The following is a 17,055-nucleotide window of genomic DNA, read 5'->3' on the forward strand; positions in this document are numbered from 1 at the left end:
AAAAAAAAGGGCTGTTAAGCCCTTTAATTATTAGATTGCAGCGCATTGAGATGAAAAGTTAGTTGTAATTTTACCTTCAACTAATTCATAAAATGCTTGTGCATTGTCTATTGGCGCGTTTGCGTAATCGTTACGTACCGAAGTGATAATTTGTTGATGTGCAGTTACATCACAACCACGTACGTTAAGCATTGCAGCGATATACTCGCCTTCACCCTGTGCTATTTCTTGTTCTAATACAGGAAAAGTTTGTTGAATAAACTGCGCTGTTTTTACGTTAGCGCCTTCACAACTTTCTACTGAAGAGATGTTAGAAGACACTGCAGTTGTGCCTAAATCCCAAATAATATTAGAAATTGCTGCAGCAACGCCATTATCTGGGAAAACCATCGCGCCAATACCACATTGTTGCCATGGGTTGATGCCACTTTTTGCTTGTGACGGCATTGAAACAAACGCGCTTACTAATACCGCAGCAGTTAAACATCTTTTTATCATTATTAATTTCCTTTAATTTATATTCACCCAACAAAATGGGCGGGAAAGTGTACCTGCTTTTTTTATTTAAATGCAAATGGTTATGTAACACAATGTAAAAGAACGGTGTAAAGTTTATAAAATCGCAATAAAGAAGTGAATAAGCGAGGATTAATATTGCGAGTTAAAATCATTTAGCTAACTCAAACAGCGTCTAATAATAGCTAATTACCCCGCATTTTATAAATTAGTGGTTTCTGGTGTTTAAAACTAACTGTTTAAGCGATTTTACTGTATAATTTGCGACCCTTGATAATGTGGCCGCAGGTTATACAGCAATGAATTTTAAATCTTTTAGTTTTGCCCCTGAACTTATTCAGGCGTTAGACGAACTTAATTACCACACCCTTACGCCCATTCAGCGCGCAGCTATTCCGGCTGTTCGTAAAGGTAAAGACGTTTTAGCGAGTGCTCAAACCGGCACAGGTAAAACCGCTGCCTTTGCACTCCCTATTATCCAAAAGTTATTTGAGTCAGATAGCAGTACTACGAATGCGCCAAGCGCCTTAGTCCTTGCACCTACGCGTGAGCTTGCTGAGCAAATAGCGAATAACTTTAAAGACTTTGCTAAGTACACTTCGCTAAAAGTAGTGAGTTTATTTGGTGGTGTTAATACTGCAGGACAAGAAATTGCACTCAAAGAAGGTGTGGATATTGTAGTAGCAACACCAGGGCGTTTACTTGATCATATTCGTTTAGGTAACTTAAGCCTTGCCCAAGTAAAACACTTAGTACTTGATGAAGCTGACCGTATGCTCGATATGGGCTTTATTAATGACATGCAAAGCGTGATAAAAAGCTGTGCTGATGAGCGTCAAATCTTATTGTTTTCAGCAACTTTCCCAGCAGCAATTAAACAATTTGCCTCTAAAGTGCTAAAGCAACCTGAAATTGTGCGTGTTGATCAAACTAACAGCACCGCAAGCACAGTACAACACGTGGTTTACCCGGTAGAAGAGCGCCGTAAGCAAGAGTTACTTTCTGAGCTAATTGGTAAGAAAAACTGGCAGCAAGTGCTGGTGTTTGTAAACATGAAAGAAACCGCAGATGAGCTAGTCACTGAGCTTAACCTAGACGGTATCCCAGCGGCAGTGTGTCATGGTGATAAATCGCAGGGTAACCGTCGTCGTGCGTTACGTGAATTCAAAGAAGGCAAAGTACGCGTTCTAGTTGCAACAGAAGTTGCAGCACGTGGTATTGATATTGACGGTTTACCGCGCGTTATTAATATTGATTTACCTTGGCTTGCTGAAGATTACGTACACCGCATTGGCCGTACAGGCCGTGCTGGTAACCAAGGACAAGCAATTTCGTTTGTTAGCCGCGAAGAAGAAAATATGTTGTTTGAAATTGAAACCTTAATTGGTCAAAAAATTAAACGTGTTTACTTAGAAGGTTACGAAGTAAGTAATCGTGAAGTACTGATTGATAAAATTGGTAAAAAGCCAGCGCATTTACGCCGCACCCGTGCTAATAAGCCATCAGGCCAAGCTACCGGTGAAGCGAGAGCGAAGAACCGTTCGCGTATTTCTAATGTACGTAAAAGCTTAAAAGGCGAAAAGCTATCACTTAAAAAGTAAGATAGCTAAGCCATTAAAAAACCTGAGTTTACTCAGGTTTTTTTATGCCTAATACATTATCGATAATAGCAGCGTACGCATAAGCAGCCGCTTCAGCATTTTGATTAGCAATAACCGACAGCCCAACCGGTAAGTGGCTTACTTTACCTACTGGCAAAGTGATATGGGTTGTTCCTGCAATGGCAGGCAATGAACTACTACTGCCTTTAAAGTTATCACCGTTAATTAAATCGGTTTTCCAGGCGGGCGAAACGGTGGGTGCAATCACAATATCGAGCTTATTATTGCGGTATAAATTGCTAATAGCGCGGTTTGCTAGTGCGCGATAACGCGCCTTGGTTTTTTGATATTGTTGTTTCTCACTCAAATCAACCGCGTTAGCTTGCTGTAAAATATCTTGCTCAAAGTAGAGCATTTCTTGCTGTTTATTTGCGGTATTGAATGCGATTAAATCGTCTAAGCTTTTTACCGTTACTTGCGTTGGTGTTTGGCTTAAATAGTGATTAATTTCGGCTTTAAAGTCGTAAAGCAAGATGGCGTATTCATCAACGTAAAGTGTACTTAAATCATCTTTTACTTCAACATTGACAACGGTATGACCTGCGTCTTTTAATGCTTGTAGCTGTTTAGCGTAAAGTTTTTGTGTTTCCACAGTAAACTTACTGGCAGGTAAAGCGCCTATTCTCAGTGACGGCTTAGGCGCTATACTATCAAGCTTTCTATTTACGTTGAGTGTTGATACATCATTAGGGTCTTCCCCTTGAATGACAGACAATATTGCGAGTGCATCTTTTAAAGAATGTGCCATTGGGCCTACCGAATCTTGGCTACTAGAAAGTGGCACCACGCCTGCGCGCGAAACTTGTCCCATACTGGGTTTTATGGCGTACACCCCATTAACAGATGCAGGGCAGGTAATTGAGCCGTCGGTTTCAGTGCCCAGCGCAATAGGTGCAAAATTTAAAGCAACCGCGACAGCAGAGCCCGAACTTGAGCCACACGGATTACGCGTTACATCATGGGCGTTATGGGTTTGCCCACCTATTGCACTCCAACCAGATGACGAATACGATGAGCGAAAATTAGCCCATTCACTTAAGTTCGCTTTGCCTAAAATAATAGCGCCTGCTTGGCGTAATTGTTTAACCACAAAGGCATCTTTATTGGTAATGTTATTTTTAAGTGCTAATGAGCCCGCTGTAGTGGGTAATGTACCTGTTGTTTCAATGTTATCTTTTAGTAATACCGCAATACCATGTAAAGGGCCTGCCCATTTTCCGGCTTTAAACAGTGCATCGAGTTCTTTGGCTTGTTCAATTGCAGTGGGCTCAATACTAATTACTGCATTATATTTAGGATTGAGCGCGTTTATTCTGTCGATATAAGTGCGGGTAAGCTGTTCAGCTGTAGTGCTATTATTTTTATAGGCGCTGTGAATGTCACTAATAGTTTTAAGCTCTGTATTGTTAGCCGCTGCGTGTAAGTTAGTTATTGTACAAACACATAAGGTTAAAAGTAGCCGTTTTATAATCATTGTTATTATCTATTTTATGGAAACACAGGTTATTTTTAGCACAAAAAAACCTCACATTGTGAGGTTTTTCGATAAAGGTCGATTAAATCGAGTTAGGCGTTTTCTAGCATCGATAACGCAACCGCCTCTGCGGCTTTAATACCATCAATACCCGCTGATAAAATACCACCCGCATAACCCGCGCCTTCACCTGCAGGGTAAAGCCCTTTAGTATTAATACTTTGGAAGGTTTTATCGCGCTTGATACTTATTGGTGATGAAGTACGCGTTTCTACCCCAGTGAGTAAGCCATCATTAGTTGAAAAACCACGAATTTGCTTGTTAAAAGCAGGAATTGCTTCACGCAAGGCTTCAATCGCAAAAGGAGGTAATACGTTGCTCAAATCAGTCAGTTTTATGCCCGGCGTATACGAAGGCTGTACATCGCCTAAATTAGCCGATGATTTACCTTTTAAAAAGTCGCCAATAAGCTGTGCAGGGGCATCGTAGTTTTTACCACCAAGTTCATAGGCTTGCTCTTCTAGTTTACGCTGTAAATCAATGCCGGCTAGGGGATGTCCAGGGAAGTCTTTTTCTGGCGAAATACCCACTACAATAGCGCTGTTAGCATTACGTTCACTACGTGAATATTGGCTCATGCCATTGGTGACGACTCGGCCTTCTTCAGATGTTGCGGCAACTACTGTGCCGCCAGGGCACATACAAAAGCTATATACAGTACGGCCGTTATTACAATGGTGTACTAATTTGTAATCTGCAGAGCCTAAAATAGGGTTACCCGCATTATCGCCAAAGCGGCATTCATCAATCATTGATTGCTTATGTTCTATTCTAAAGCCCACTGAAAAGGGTTTAGCTTCAACATAAATGCCTTTATCGTGGATCATTTTAAACGTATCGCGGGCACTGTGGCCAACCGCTAATATCACATGGCGAGTTTCGAGCTGTTCACCATTAGAAAGCGTAAGCCCAGTCACTTGGCCGTTGTCTAAATGGATATCGTCAACGCGCGTGCTAAAACGAATTTCTCCACCAAGTTCAATAATACGTGCACGCATTTTTTCAATCATGGTTACCAGTTTAAAGGTACCAATATGCGGCTTACTCACGTATAAAATTTCTTCAGGAGCGCCGGCCTCTACAAACTCAGTAATGACTTTACGACCATAATGTTTAGGGTCTTTTACTTGGCTGTAGAGCTTACCGTCTGAGAACGTGCCTGCGCCACCTTCACCAAACTGTACGTTTGATTCTGTATTAAGGGCCTTTTTACGCCAAAAGCCAAAGGTGTCTTTGGTGCGCTCACGCACTTCTTTACCGCGCTCTAAAATAATTGGGTTAAAACCCATTTGTGCCAACACTAAACCGGCAAATAAGCCACAAGGGCCAAATCCAATTACCACAGGGCGTTCTTTAATACTGCTATTGGCGTGCGCTACAAATTTGTAGTTGGTGTCAGGGGAGACTTTAACGTGTTGGTCTTTTTCAAACGAGGTTAACAGTTGTGCTTCGTTATCCACTTCAACATCAAGCGTGTAAATCAGTAAAATGGCGCTTTTTTTACGTGCATCGTAACCGCGTTTAAACACATTGTAGCTGTGTAGCTGCTCTGGGCTTATATTTAATTTATTGATGATGGCTTGGCCAATGGCATTTTCGTCATGGTCAAGCGGCAGCTTTATTTCGGTTAAACGTATCATTAATATCTCTTTAGGTGTCATAGCGGGGATTAAATTCCGCTCACAATAAGGGGTGTGCACAAAGCGCTGATTTATAAGCGCCATATGTTACGTTAAATTGCCCACTTTTGGCACTTATTTATTGTGTTTTGGTAAGGGTTGGGTATGATCCGCAGCTGTTATTGTGAAACATTAGGTATTAAACCATTATGGCGTTTGTAGTCACCGAAAATTGTATAAAATGTAAGTACACTGATTGCGTATCAGTATGCCCTGCAGATGCATTTTTTGAAGGTCCTAATTTTTTGGCTATTAGCCCTATTGACTGTATTGACTGTGGTTTATGCGTACCTGAGTGTGCCGCTGATGCTATTTTTCAAGAAGATGAATTACCTGAATCGCAAAAAGAGTTTACCCAATTAAATGCGGAGCTAGCAGAAATATGGCCACGCATCACCCAAGTTAAACCCGCCCCGGAAGATGCCGATAGCTGGAATGGTGTGGCTAATAAATTAAAACTTCTCGACACATAATCATTCCACTTCGTTGTGTATTAGTTTTTTGTTAATTTTATTGCAAATAATAGCGCGCAACTATTAACAAATGTACCTGTATAATTTACACTCCTGAGCAAAGTTTACTTTTAACAAGTAAATAAACCTAAATGGATGTTTATGCAGTACTTTATACCTATAAAAATAACAACATTGCTGTTTTTTATCAGCTTCAGCCTCGGTTTAACTCTCAGCCCTAATGCACTTGCCGATAAGCTTAATTATCAACTCGCGCACATTAATAAAAATATTGATGTAGATGGCGTGCTTAACGAGCCACATTGGCAACAAGCAACACATGTTGCGGTAAACTACCAAGATGAGCCGAATGAAAAAGGCACACCGCCAGTAAAAACAGATGCATACCTTTATGACGATGGTCATAATTTATATGTGGCGTTTGTAGCTTACGACCCCGATCCGAGTAAAATTCGCGCGGCGCTTCGTGATAGAGATACCCTCTGGCAAGATGATACTGTCGGTTTGGTGATTGATACCTTTAACGATGAACGTACAGGCTATGAGTTTTATGTAAACCCACTGGGCGCTCAAGGTGACCTTCGCATGACGGATACCGATGAATGGGTGTCAGACTTATCGTGGGATGCCATTTGGGACAGTGCCGGTACCATAAACGAGCAAGGTTACGTAGTTGAAATGCGTATTCCGTTTAAAGCGCTGCGATTTGCGCAAAATAAAGATCAATCTACCTGGGGTTTTGCTGTAATGCGAAACTATCAGCGTGATGTGTTGTATCAATTATCAAGCACAGGCTTTGACCGTGATATTAAATGTAGTTTATGTCAGTTTGACAAAATAAGCGGATTTAATAATTTAGCACCAAGTAAAAACCTACAGCTAACGCCAACATTAACCGCACTGAGAAACGATCAAAAAACACAAGTACCGGGTGCGTGGGATAATGGCGATGTAGACACTGAGGTTGGGCTTGATCTTCGTTGGGGGGTTACCAAAGATGCAGTAATTAATGCCACCATAAATCCAGACTTTTCTCAGGTAGAAACCGATTCGTTAGAACTGGATGTAAACACCACTTACTCTATTTATTACGCTGAAAAGCGTCCGTTTTTCTTAGATGGCGCGTCTTATTTTAAAAGTAATTTATTTGAACTCCTTTATACACGTACCATAGCTGAGCCAAATATTGGCGCCAAGCTCACCGGTAAAACCGACAGTCACAGTTATGCGCTGATGTTTGCAGATGACGATAACAGTAATATTTTATTGCCAAGTAACCAAGGCTCGGGCTTTGCTAACTTAAATGATAAAACCAAAGCGGCGGTGGCACGTTATCAATATGATATTGGCCAACAAGGCACTATTGGTGTTACTTCAACGCATCGCGAAAGTAGCGACTACCATAATACGGTGCTATCGGTTGATGGCAGCTATTGGTTTAATCAGTCAGATACGCTTAATTACCAAATAGCCCATGCTGATACCAACAACTCGCAGTTTTTAGTTGATAACTACAATTTAGCAGAGTCTCAGTCTGATCGGGCTTATGCATTAAAGCTGACACGCGATAAGCGCGATTATAAGCTCTACGCGACCTATGACAATATTGGTGAGGATTACCGGACCGATTTAGGTTATCAAGAAAAGGTAGACTATGAAAAAGTAGGCTTTGGTGGCGGACAAACTTGGTATGGTGATGAACATGACATGCTAACAACCTGGTCATACACCGCCGATTGGGATAAAACCTGGGCGCAAAATGGCGAGTTACTTGAAGAAGAATACGAAGGTTACATGACCTTTCAAGGTCAAAAGCAGTCTGTATTTGAGCTGGGTTTGTTAAATCGCTATGAAAATTATAACGGCAAGTTTTATAACCAAAATATTGGTTATTTTTATACGGCTTTTAGACCGTCAAAAGATCTGAGATTATCGTTATATGCCGAATATGCAAGCCGTATAGATTACACTAATGAGCAGCTAGGCGATGTTTTAACCACACAATCGCAGGCTGTTTGGGATATTAATAACCATTGGCAGGTCGATGTTAGGCATAATTATAGCCATTTAGATGATTACCAAGGGCGACGTGTTTTTACCGCAAACCTTATTGATTTTAGGCTTTATTATAAGTTTAGTATGCGCGCTATGCTTAAACTGATTTTACAGTTTGAAGATATAGACAGAAATGAAGATGCTTATTTTTATCAGGTTAGCGAAATCAACAAAGATTACGGTAGTCAGCTGGTGTACTCATACAAAATTAACGCACAAACCTTATTTTACTTAGGGTATTCAGATAAAGGTTATCAGGATGACTCGTTAAAAAGGATTGAGCGAGACCAACGTACTTTCTTTACTAAAGTCAGTTATGCGTGGCAATTATAACGCTATAAATAATATAAAAGTAAGATTTTGCTAGGCAATAAAAAAACACGCTAACCAGTAGCGTGTTTTTTTATATTTACTAGGGTCTGTTGACCTTTGTGGATTGAAATTTGTTCAAACTAGGGGGTGTTTAATCGCGGCGCGAGGTTTGTAACCTAGTGGGCTAAGTAAAAACCGAGCAACAAAGAGTAAATCGCCCCTAGGAAGAACCCTTTGGGCATCGCCTGTTTGGCATTAATGCTACGTTATCGCCTATTTATGGGGAATAACACTACATAGGCTCTGCTTTGCCTAAATACCAAACAGGCTGCTGCAAATTCAATCTTAAAAGTACAACAGACCCTGCTAACTATTACAAATCAAATGTACGTGAGATAGCAAGTACAATTCGCTCATCTGCGTAATCGTAATCTAGGCTGGTATTCTCAGCAGCCACTTCAATGCCAAACCCTTCATAGCTCGTTTGGTATGCTAAGCGGTAGTGATAATACGATTTGTCGCCCTTAGCTTCATCCCATTGGAACTTATTGCCATCGAGTGAGTTTGAAATATCAAAGCTGGCACGAATCGCATGATTTGGCGCAAGCTCGTAAGTGTGCGCAATCATAGAAATCACATGGCCAGTATCGTAGCCAAAGTAATCCCAGCTGTACCAAAAGTTAAGCTCTGTTTGGCCGTAGTCACTGGCGTAACCAAATTTAGTATACGCTTCTGCGTAGTTACCATCGCTGTTATTACCTTGGTAAGTGTAATAAGCAATACCGTAATCCAGGTTTACTTGTTCGTTTAACTGAATGTATCGGCCTACGTAAGCATCTAGTTCAAAGTCGGTGTCATCACCAAAATCAACGTTTGATGCCCATACACCGGCATAAACACCGTTATCATACGCGTAGTCAAGGCTTGCTTGCAGTGCCGGATCGTTATCTGTTTGTGATACACCATTAAAGGTGTAATCAGATGCAGCCGTAATCGTTGTTGACCAGTTAGCCGCTGCCGTTGTTGATAAAACGGTGAAAGGTAAAGCGATAAAAAGTTGTTTTAATTTATTGTTCATGTGTTTTCCTAGCTGATAGTTTCTATTTTTGTGTAATCAATTTTATTCGCTTTAGGCGATCCTTCGATATTGCTGACCGTTTTAAGTTTGCTGTAGGCAATAAAACCAAGGCAAATAAAGAATAACCCTATAACTAAAGCACCAACCCATTGAATTTGCAAAAACTCAAGCTTAAATAGCAATGTTAGTAGCGACAAAGCGACAACGTTCATGGCAATATATTTAAATTTACCAAAGCGTTTTACGGTTAGGTTTAAATTATCTGTGTATAAACGAATCAGTGAATCGAGCGAGTTAATAACAAATACGATACCTACAAACACCATAGCAAAGTTTTTGATTCCCTCGGTTGGAATACCGGCTTCATGGTAGTGATATAACACACTAAACCAGATAGCGATTGGAATCGATGGGAAAATCAGCATAGCACCAAGGACTTGATAGGTTTTTAAACCGCCCACAAAACGCGATGTAAATTGACCAATCATAATGCTCCACGCAAACCACCAAAATAAGTAAAACTCATGGTAATCATTCAGTGGTAATACAAACTCATTGATGTTGGCAAAGTAATTACCAATTAATCCGATGTTTTTAGTAAATGCAGAGAGTTCACTGTCGCCAAATAAGAAGGCATCAGCCCACATAAAGCCAATTAGGGCGATAAACAACCAAGTAGTTGCAATACTTAAAAAGCGCACATATTTAATATCGGTACTTGAATACACCGCAAAGCAAATAGCGGCAAGCACGATTAAGTAAAACGCAGGAATAACATTTGAGCCATCACCGAGTTCAGGTAAATACCACGGCAAGTTACTCAGTAATAAGTAAGCGGTAAACGCACAAGTACCAATAATGACCACATTGTTTAAAAACTTAACCCATGGAATTTCAAAAAACTTCACTTTGGGTTCTATTACACAGAAATAAAAGCACGTAAGAAAATAAAATCCCCAAATTAAAAATCCCCAATAACCAAACTCAATTGAGAGAGGATTGGCAAATGCATATTCTGGGCTTGCTTTTATGTCTGCATAACCGGCAAATTCGGTTAAAGGAAACATAATAAGGCCAACGTCTAGGCCCGAGGTAAACAGGATTGCTATAAAAGTGAATGTTCTCACTGGTGTGACGCCTACTACGCGTACATTGCCCCATTTTATTAAAATAGTAACAATGGCAAGTAAGGTGAAAATAATGCCTGCATTAAGCCAAATAGTCATTATCGCCCTCCCAGAATGAATAAAAATAACACATATATACTCCGTTTTTTATTGTGCTTGCATTAACACAGGCATAACCTATTTATGCTTGTGAGCCACTGCAAGGCGCATAAAGGCACTCCTTAAAGCATTTTGCTAAAAGAGTGGCCTTTATGGCAGGCTAAATTAAAGGGTTTTATTTCGTTGTGAAGTTTGCCAATCAGTGGCATTCACAACATCAACTCCTGTATGAGCTAAAGGCTTATTACCTAAAATAATATCAGCGGCTTTTTCGGCCACCATGATGGTAGGCGCATTTAAATTACCATTAGGTATGGTTGGAAAAATCGACGAGTCAACTACACGCAAGCTTTGCATGCCATGCACTTGGGTATTTGAGTTAACTACAGCCATGTCGTCTTCACCCATTTTACAAGAGCAAGAAGGGTGGTAAGCACTTTCCACTGCTTGGCGCACAAAGGCATCAATTTGCTCATCCGTTTGAACTTGTTGCCCTGGTTGAATTTCTTCACCACGGAAGTCGTCAAAGGCAGCTTGTTCAATAATTTCACGCGTTAAACGTACGCACGCCCTAAAGCCTTCAATGTCGTCTTGATGCTCAAGATAATTAAACACAATCTTTGGCGGCTGCGTCGGATCTGCTGAGGCAATAGTGACACTGCCACGACTTTTAGGTTTGTTATGACCTACATGCACTTGAAAACCATGCCCTGCAAAAGCACTGCGTCCATCATAACGCATCGCTGCCGGTAAAAAGTGATACTGAATATCAGGCCACTCTACCCCCGGTTTTGAGCGAATAAAGGCACACGATTCAAAGTGATTAGTTGAGCCTAAACCTTTACGGGTAAGCAGCCATTTTGCACCAATTAAACCTTTAGAAAACAAGCCTAATTTACCGTTTAAGGTAATGGGTTGTTTACACTTATATTGAAAGTAAAACTCTAAATGGTCTTGCAAGTTTTGACCAACACCTGGTAGGTGATGTTTTACTTCAACACCTGCTTTTTCAAGTATTTGTGTATCACCAATACCGGACAGTTGTAACAGGTGAGGAGAACCGATAGAGCCCGCACTTAAAATAACCTCTTTACTTGCTTTGGCTGTTTTAACTGTACCATTGAGCTTGTATTCAACACCGGTTGCTTTTTTACCGTCTAAAATAACGCGCTGCGCAAGTGCACCGGTTACAATTGTTAGGTTACTGCGATGTTTAATCGGATCTAAATATTCACGAGAGGCTGAGCTGCGCACACCGTTTTTAACGGTCATGTGCATAGGGCCAAAGCCTTCTTGTTGAGCACTATTATAATCAGCTGTAGTGGCATAACCCGCTTGAGCACCAGCATCAATAAAGGCGCTATACAAAGGGTTTTCCATGTTATTACCGTTATTAACGCCAAGGGGGCCTTTTCCACCACGATGGCTGTTTTCACCTAGGTAAAAACTTTCTGCTTTTTTAAAATACGGTAAACAGGCTTGATAATCCCAGCCATTAGCGCCATGTTGCTGCCATTCATCAAAATCTTTCGCATGACCACGTACATACACCATGCCATTAATAGATGATGAGCCGCCAAGCACTTTACCGCGTGGGCAGTGCATTTCACGGTTATCTAAGTACTTTTCTGGCTGCGTATGAAATTGCCACGCATACTTATCGGTATTCATTGGTATCGACAGAGCAGTGGGCATTTTAATAAAGATGCTTTTATCGCTGCCGCCGGTTTCAAGTAACAATACCTTGTTACTTGAATCTTCAGACAAGCGATTTGCTAACACACAACCTGCTGAGCCCGCGCCTACAATAATATAATCAAAAGAGTGGTTCATAATGATTCCTTAAAATGGGCTTTCTATGTCAGCCATACCAACATAAACAGACTTAGTTTGCGTGTAATGATCAAGCGTTTGTATGCCGTTTTCGCGGCCGATACCTGATTGCTTATAGCCACCTACAGGCATTTCTGCCGGCGAGTTACCGTAAGCATTGATCCAACAAATCCCCGCTTGTAGCTGATGAATAACGCGATGAGCACGTTTAATATCGCTTGTGAATACGCCAGCAGCTAAACCTAAGTGAGTGCCGTTAGCACGTGCAATTACATCATCTTCGTCATCAAATACTAAAACGCTCATTACTGGGCCAAAAATTTCTTCTTTAACAATCGTCATTTCATCGTTGCAATCAACAAATACGGTTGGCGCTACAAAATAACCATTTGGCGCAGATGCTGGTGAAAGCGTTGAGCCACCGGTTAATAGCGTTGCCCCTTCTTCAAGGCCTTTGTTGATGTAGCTCAGCACTAAATCTTGATGCTTTTTAGAAATAAGCGCGCCAAAGTTAGTGTTTAAATCTTGTGGATCACCGGCAATAATATTGTTTTCGGTGCGAGTTTTAAGCTCATCAATAAACTGCTGGTACACATTTTTGTGAACATAGATACGAGTGCAATTAGTACAAATTTCACCTTGGGTATAAAAGTTCCCTAACATTGCCGCGCTTACTGCTTGCTCTATATTGGCATCGTCAAAGACAAGTAACGGCGATTTACCACCTAGTTCCATAGTCACATCTTTTAATGTACCTGCTGCACTGGCGACGACTTTCTTACCGGTACCTACTTCACCAGTAAACGATACTTTTTCAATATCTTGATGTGCAGTAAGCCATTGGCCTACTTCACCCGCGCCTTGAACTACATTGAATACGCCAGCGGGTACACCTGCTTCAATAAACACCTCGGCTAATTTAATTGCGCCAAGCGGGGTTTCTTCTGAAGGTTTAAAAATAAATGCATTACCCGCAGCAAGGGCAGGGCCAGACTTCCAACATGCAATTTGTAATGGGTAGTTCCATGCACCAATACCAGCACAAATACCTAAAGGCTCTTTGCGTGTGTAGTAAAAATCATCGCCAACCATTTGTTGTTGACCAACTTGCGCAGGGGCAAGGCCTGCAAAATATTCAATTACATCTGCGCCTGTTTCAACATCTACGCAGTTAGCTTCTTGCATTGGTTTACCGGTATCGAGCACTTCAACTAGTGCAAGCTCATCATTACGCTTGCGTAAAATAGCAACGGCGTTTAATAAAATACGGCTGCGCTCAATAGGGGTCATGGCTGACCAAACTTTAAAGCCTTGTTTTGCACTTTCAATTGCTGCGTTTTGAACGTATTCATCGGCAACTTCAACGGCATAAATTACTTGGCCGGTTGCAGGATTTACTACATCAAATGTTTCGCCGCTTTTGTTTGCAAGGAATTGACCGTTGATAAAGTTTTGATAGATAGGTGTAGTCACGTTAGGCTCCATATTGCTTGATAAGTGAATGCACGTAGTTTTTAGCCAGTGATTCACTGTGTTTAAACTGATTTTCGTCTGATTGGCTTAATACGGCTCGTAGCCATAAACCATCGATCATTGCTGCGGTTAACTCTGCCGCGAGGTTTGCTTGCGCTAAAGGCATTAATTGCTTAAATGAAACGGTTAAATTGCTTTGCAAGCGTTTGCTGTTTACATTTTGTAAACGATGAAGTTCCTTGTCGTGCATTGATTGCGCCCAAAAACTTAACCACGTCCGAGTGGTGTCTTTTCGTTGTTGTACTAGCGCAAAGTTTGATTCAACAATAAACATTAACCTTTGAGTTGGCGTGGTCTTTTCATCTACTTTGCTGATCAAGTCATATTTCAAGTTAGACAGTAAGTAACGCACAGTTGCTTCAATTAGCCCCTGTTTCCCACCAAAGTAATGGCTAATTATGCCAGAGGACATCCCCGCATTTTTGCTAATACTATTAATTGTGGTTGCTTGTAACCCTTTTTGAGCAACTGACTCTATTGTTGCGTCAATTAGCTGCTGACGCCTTACAGGTTCCATTCCAACTTTAGGCATGATTTTTATTAATTGATCGTTCAATAAAGATAAGCTTAAGGTAATAGCTCTAACAATTCAAGGTTCGTGCAAATGGTGAGTGTCTGAAATGTGGATAAATAATTAATAAAATAAGTCTAAAATGAAGTTATATCAACAAGCTGGGTTTTTATAAAATATCGTTTAATAACAATTTATTATGTGTGTTTCTTTGATTGCCTTTTGCGGTGTAATTATTTGTTTACATAATTGGCGAAACTTTTAGTGATTTATTTATTAGTGTGATAACTATTAGAGTACTAATTGTATTTTTTGTGGGCAGATTACTTTAAAAAGCGGTAAGGCGAGTTTGTGGGAAGATCCAAGAAAAAAGATTTAGGAAGTGAAATATGAGATTAATTTACAGAAATGTTAACTTAGTTAAGAGATAAATAAAGACGCTGTTTAGGTTTCAACAACGCCTTTAAAGAGCAAAGGATAACGTCTTAAACGGTTGCCAATATAATCATCAGCCATAATTTGGTCGCAAATTTCATCAATATTATCGGTCGCTTCAAATACCCAATCAAAACGTTCTATTGCAAGTAAAAATCCACGTTTTAAATGCGTTTGCGCACGGTAATAAGCAAGGTTGTTTTTGATGAGTTGCAGTTTTTCAGGCTCTGCTTTTAATTGCGCAATAACTTGATTAATAAACTGCAAATTGCGCGAACTGGTTGGTCTGTTTCTTCTATTTGTTGATCGCATCACTCTTCATTAGCTATGTTGTAAAGTTTTTTCAAAAAGTCGTCTTTGTGTTTGTCGTGTTCATAATCAAGGTGATAAGTATTATGAAACCCAAAGCGAAGTAAAACACCACTGCCTTGTAAATAGACGGTGTAGCCATCTATATCAGAATATGCAGTGATCCCTTGATAAAATTTACCTTCTTCTGTGACTTCTCCGCGTTGTTGAATGCGTTCGTAAACCGCTAGAATCTGTTTATTGTCGATTTCATTTTTCATTGTTTGTCCCTTTTATTTAATCACTCATACGCTATAGAAGTGAGGGTCGATCATCATAAAAACAATAGTCTAAAAAGTATGATATTGCTTTGTTATTTTTCATTTATAAATTATGCTCAAAGTTCACTTTTTGTTGAGCTTTTACCATGATAGACAAAGCGTTACTTTTGAAAACTCGTGAATTATCCGACCAACTCATTGCATTGCAAACACCCATTAGAATACTCGATGCAATAAATTGGGATAAACAAATTAAAGAGGAATTTTTTAGACAAAAATGTCAAAAAAATCCACTTATTGATCGTGCTTATTATCAACAGCGCGATTTAGGATTTGTTCCTAGCGAGTTGCGCCAAGCATTTTCAACACTGCACCGCAATATTATTAACCAGTTGGGGCAATTAAACCCAATTGCACAATATATGGGTAAAATGTGTACCGAATATAAAACGGTTCTGAGCATGCTTGAATACCGCGGTACGCCAGAGTTTCATGACTTATCAGTGGAGCTATTTGGTCATCCTAAAGATTTGTTTCATGCCGGTGAGCCATCGCTATCAGAACTGGCTAATATGCTTGAACAGCCTTTAAAAAATTTACTTGCAGCGGATATTTTGCCTGAAGATCCTAAAAATATTGATGCCAGCGACGCGGTGCGGATTTTATCTGAACAGGTCAATGCCAGCATGCCGGGAATAAACGTAGAGGTAATGCTAAGTGATGGTATTGTCAGCGATGCGGCAGCAGGTGCTAATAATATTAAGCTCAATCAAGATGTTAAGTTTTCTCAGCGCGAATTAGATATTTTAGAAGTGCACGAGGGCTGGATCCATGTAGGCACTACTCAAAATGGCTTAGCGCAACCTTATTTAACTTGCTTGAGTAAAGGCACACCAAGCTCTACGGTGACCCAAGAGGGGCTTGCAGTACTGACGGAAATTATTACTCTTAAGTCAACACCGCGTCGTTTATCAAAATTAGTAAACCGTATTCAAGCGGTGACGAAAGTAATTGATGGCGCTGAGTTTATCGATATTTACCGAGATTACGTTGCTCAAGGTTTATCAAAAGACGACAGCTATACTCTTGCACAGCGCGTTTTTAGAGGCAGTACCGCAACCGGCTTACCCTTTACCAAAGATATTGCTTACATAAAAGGCTTTGTTTTAGTTTACAACTTAATTAGGGTGGCGATACAGCTTGGTCGAATTGATCAGTTGCCATTATTGCTGGTGGGTAAAATATCAATTGATGACTTTAGATTAATATCGCAATTGCATGACTTAGGTGTCATTGAAAATCCGCAATTTGTGCCGCCTCATTTTAAAGATTTAAGAGGCCTTGCTACGTGGCTCAGCTTTGGTCGATTTATTGGCGATTTGTCATTCGAACAATTAGAAAACGATTATAAGCCGTTGTTTTTATAATTTTAAAAAGGAAGCGCAGATTCCTTCTTTAGTAAAAAACGCAGTGGGAATAAGCAACTGCGTTTAAGTTTACATACATAAGCCTGCATGCCCATAAGAGGGCAATTGATTGTTGTCATTTTTATTTATCGTTTTATCGATACATAAAATTGTTTTAAGCCGTTCATTAGGCACAAAAAAAGCCCAAAAGTGGGCTTTTTTAAATACAACACG

General features: G+C 40.3%; 14 protein-coding genes. 4 read left to right on the forward strand and 10 right to left on the reverse strand.

The genetic code is table 11. The features are described from left to right. Positions 1-30: 30 nt before the first annotated feature. Entirely contained in the window at positions 31-498 is a 468-nt protein-coding gene (locus PTET_RS18185; RefSeq protein ID WP_008115277.1) for a DUF3015 family protein, read from the reverse strand. Between the two features lie 317 nt (positions 499-815). On the opposite strand from PTET_RS18185, the gene PTET_RS18190 reads away from it, so the two are divergent. Next, a complete protein-coding gene (locus PTET_RS18190; RefSeq protein WP_008114027.1) occupies positions 816-2,117 on the forward strand; it encodes a DEAD/DEAH box helicase in 1,302 nt (433 codons plus the stop codon). Between the two features lie 28 nt (positions 2,118-2,145). On the opposite strand, the gene PTET_RS18195 is transcribed toward PTET_RS18190, so the two are convergent. Together PTET_RS18195 and PTET_RS18200 are read right to left on the reverse strand one after the other, a co-directional pair. Beyond that, positions 2,146-3,651 (reverse strand): amidase family protein, encoded by a 1,506-nt coding sequence (locus PTET_RS18195; protein WP_096039079.1) that lies wholly within the window; start codon positions 3,649-3,651, stop codon positions 2,146-2,148. 92 nt (positions 3,652-3,743) lie between these two features. Beyond that, on the reverse strand, positions 3,744-5,351 hold the full coding sequence (locus tag PTET_RS18200) for an NAD(P)/FAD-dependent oxidoreductase (protein ID WP_013463219.1): 1,608 nt from the start codon (positions 5,349-5,351) through the stop codon (positions 3,744-3,746). Between the two features lie 188 nt (positions 5,352-5,539). Between PTET_RS18200 and fdxA the strand changes: the two genes are divergently transcribed. Further along, complete coding sequence (gene fdxA, locus PTET_RS18205) at positions 5,540-5,863, forward strand: ferredoxin FdxA (RefSeq protein ID WP_008114035.1); 324 nt, start codon at positions 5,540-5,542, stop codon at positions 5,861-5,863. Positions 5,864-6,004: 141 nt separating this feature from the next. Further along, positions 6,005-8,251, forward strand: a complete 2,247-nt coding sequence (locus PTET_RS18210; RefSeq protein ID WP_096039080.1) for a carbohydrate binding family 9 domain-containing protein — start codon at positions 6,005-6,007, stop codon at positions 8,249-8,251. Between the two features lie 352 nt (positions 8,252-8,603). Here PTET_RS18210 and PTET_RS18215 read toward each other — a convergent pair whose 3' ends face one another. From PTET_RS18215 to PTET_RS18245, 7 genes are all read right to left on the reverse strand, one after another. Continuing rightward, positions 8,604-9,308, reverse strand: a complete 705-nt coding sequence (locus tag PTET_RS18215) for a TorF family putative porin (protein WP_096039081.1) — start codon at positions 9,306-9,308, stop codon at positions 8,604-8,606. A gap of 8 nt (positions 9,309-9,316) precedes the next feature. Next, positions 9,317-10,534: a BCCT family transporter gene (locus PTET_RS18220; protein ID WP_013463220.1), complete on the reverse strand. Its 1,218-nt coding sequence runs from the start codon at positions 10,532-10,534 to the stop codon at positions 9,317-9,319. A 165-nt stretch (positions 10,535-10,699) separates the two neighbouring features. Then, positions 10,700-12,367: a choline dehydrogenase gene (gene betA, locus PTET_RS18225; RefSeq protein WP_096039082.1), complete on the reverse strand. Its 1,668-nt coding sequence runs from the start codon at positions 12,365-12,367 to the stop codon at positions 10,700-10,702. A 9-nt stretch (positions 12,368-12,376) separates the two neighbouring features. Beyond that, on the reverse strand, positions 12,377-13,840 hold the full coding sequence (gene betB, locus PTET_RS18230) for a betaine-aldehyde dehydrogenase (RefSeq protein ID WP_058156121.1): 1,464 nt from the start codon (positions 13,838-13,840) through the stop codon (positions 12,377-12,379). A 1-nt stretch (position 13,841) separates the two neighbouring features. Next, positions 13,842-14,417: a transcriptional regulator BetI gene (gene betI, locus PTET_RS18235; protein ID WP_024600892.1), complete on the reverse strand. Its 576-nt coding sequence runs from the start codon at positions 14,415-14,417 to the stop codon at positions 13,842-13,844. Positions 14,418-14,855: 438 nt separating this feature from the next. Next, a complete protein-coding gene (locus PTET_RS18240) occupies positions 14,856-15,158 on the reverse strand; it encodes a hypothetical protein (RefSeq protein WP_024600891.1) in 303 nt (100 codons plus the stop codon). Further along, on the reverse strand, positions 15,158-15,415 hold the full coding sequence (locus PTET_RS18245) for a DUF3081 domain-containing protein (protein WP_013463225.1): 258 nt from the start codon (positions 15,413-15,415) through the stop codon (positions 15,158-15,160). Before PTET_RS18245 ends, PTET_RS18240 begins: the two co-directional genes overlap by 1 nt. A gap of 146 nt (positions 15,416-15,561) precedes the next feature. On the opposite strand from PTET_RS18245, the gene PTET_RS18250 reads away from it, so the two are divergent. Then, positions 15,562-16,842: a flavohemoglobin expression-modulating QEGLA motif protein gene (locus tag PTET_RS18250; protein ID WP_064663025.1), complete on the forward strand. Its 1,281-nt coding sequence runs from the start codon at positions 15,562-15,564 to the stop codon at positions 16,840-16,842. Positions 16,843-17,055 lie beyond the last annotated feature (213 nt).

The organism is Pseudoalteromonas tetraodonis (genome assembly GCF_002310835.1).
GTDB classification, from domain to species: domain Bacteria; phylum Pseudomonadota; class Gammaproteobacteria; order Enterobacterales; family Alteromonadaceae; genus Pseudoalteromonas; species Pseudoalteromonas tetraodonis.